Below are 695 nucleotides of genomic sequence, written 5' to 3'. Positions count from 1 at the left end.
GCGGATTTCTCACATTTTGTCTGAAGAGTGTTATTCTCTGTTCTGAGAGCTGTGTCCTGTGCGTCTGATCTGGAATGACAACGGCATTTTGCCTCTGGAGGCAGATTCTGGACGCAGTTGGGGTCTTAGCGCCTGAGAAGGCGGTGATGGCTGTGAGTATGTGGCCTATGCTCTGTCTGTTTCGTCAGGAAGCCTGGCGGAGCCTTCGCAATCGTGCATGAGCGAGGGCGAATTCGTGCTGGCAAGGGAATATATCGGGCATGGACAGGACAATTCGACGCACGCTGACCTTTACGACTGTTGCGATTTTGAGCAGTCGTGCGCGTATGGTGCCACAGGTCGCCTTCTCCAGAGAGGTCTGCCCAAGGGCCATCTTTTGCAGAGCGGTGAGCAGGACATAGGCTGCGGCCGAGAACCACAGCCGGAGCTGGTTGGCCCGGATGGTATGGGAGGATGTTCTGTCTGAGAACAGATCCAGCTGGCATTCCTTGATGCGGTTTTCCATATCCCCGCGTGCGCAGTAAATCTGTTCGTAGAGATGGCGGGGGTCGGACATTCCCTGCGGTAGCGTGGTGACAATAAAGCGATGATAGCGGTTGCCGTGGCGCCATTCGGCCTTGGTCACCACCCGCCTGCGGCGCGTCCAGCTGTCCTTTGTGATCCAGTCAAAGGAGGCGAAACCGCGCGCAGCTCTG

At 56.8% G+C, this 695-nt stretch carries 1 protein-coding gene; it reads right to left on the bottom strand.

The window, feature by feature from the left end; genetic code table 11:
* Positions 1–184: 184 nt before the first annotated feature.
* The coding region (locus tag GXY01S_RS16805) for a transposase (protein WP_156470356.1) at positions 185–695 on the bottom strand (511 nt) is incomplete at its 5' end.

The sequence above is a fragment of the Komagataeibacter xylinus NBRC 15237 genome, assembly GCF_001571345.1.
Taxonomy (GTDB): domain Bacteria; phylum Pseudomonadota; class Alphaproteobacteria; order Acetobacterales; family Acetobacteraceae; genus Komagataeibacter; species Komagataeibacter xylinus.
This window is presented reverse-complemented; position numbering and strand designations above follow the sequence as displayed.